Source organism: Mariniphaga sediminis, from assembly GCF_003573545.1.
GTDB lineage: Bacteria > Bacteroidota > Bacteroidia > Bacteroidales > Prolixibacteraceae > Mariniphaga > Mariniphaga sediminis.
Genome location: NZ_QWET01000067.1, coordinates 1 through 864 on the forward strand (window position 1 = coordinate 1; position 864 = coordinate 864).

The following is an 864-nucleotide window of genomic DNA, read 5'->3' on the forward strand; positions in this document are numbered from 1 at the left end:
CAAAATCAAGAAGTACGTGAAATTTCAAGAAGATCAAGAACGTCTCGAAGAGCAGCAGCGGCTCAACTTTGGCCCCTTATAGGGGCCTTTTTATAAGTCCACCTTCTTTGAGGGTGGATTCTTTAATCATATTTTAGTTTTTATAGCCAAATCGTCAAAGACGAATTGGCGTTGTTGCTACGAAGAACTGCGGTTGAATTACCCGCTGAACCCCGCATTACATATAGCTTTTGTTAGCGCAAGTTATTTATTAGTTTATCTTCAATTTGTTGTTTTAATTTTTCTCCATCGCTTGGGAAATGAGCTTTAGACTCAACAATTTCTCCCTTTTCATTAATTAGCATAAAAGTTGGAAATCCAGTTATCTCTCCTCCATGCTGTTTTAGGTCATTTTTAAAATTATCATCAATCATTAAATGGCTACCAGTTAATTCGTAAGCTGTAATTATCTTTTTCCACTTTTCTCTGTCAGGTATATATTCATATGCTGCAAAAACCATCTTAATATTATTCTCGTCCAAAAACTTTTTTAATGAGTCTTTATATTTGAATTGGTATTTGCATGGTCCACACCAAGTCCCCCAAAAATCAATAAGTGCAGGTTTATTGTTTAATTTTTCCAGCAATTGAGAATATAATTGGATTGGTTTTTCTTCATCCCAAAAGACAATACCTTTTGGTAATTCCCTTTGCGAAAGACTATCAAATGCTTCCGACCTTGGAATTAATATATTCTCTCATTAGTGTCCACTAAACTTTATAAAATATTGTTTTAAGAACTTGATATTATGTAAGATATGCTCGAAATAGGTTGTCCACGATTTGAATTCATACCTTTAAATTCAAAATTAAATTTAGGGGTAT

At 33.3% G+C, this 864-nt stretch carries 1 protein-coding gene; it reads right to left on the minus strand.

What is annotated here, in order from left to right:
• Positions 1-233: 233 nt before the first annotated feature.
• Positions 234-626 (minus strand): TlpA family protein disulfide reductase, encoded by a 393-nt coding sequence (locus D1164_RS23610; RefSeq protein WP_172594620.1) that lies wholly within the window; start codon positions 624-626, stop codon positions 234-236.
• Positions 627-864: the final 238 nt, after the last annotated feature.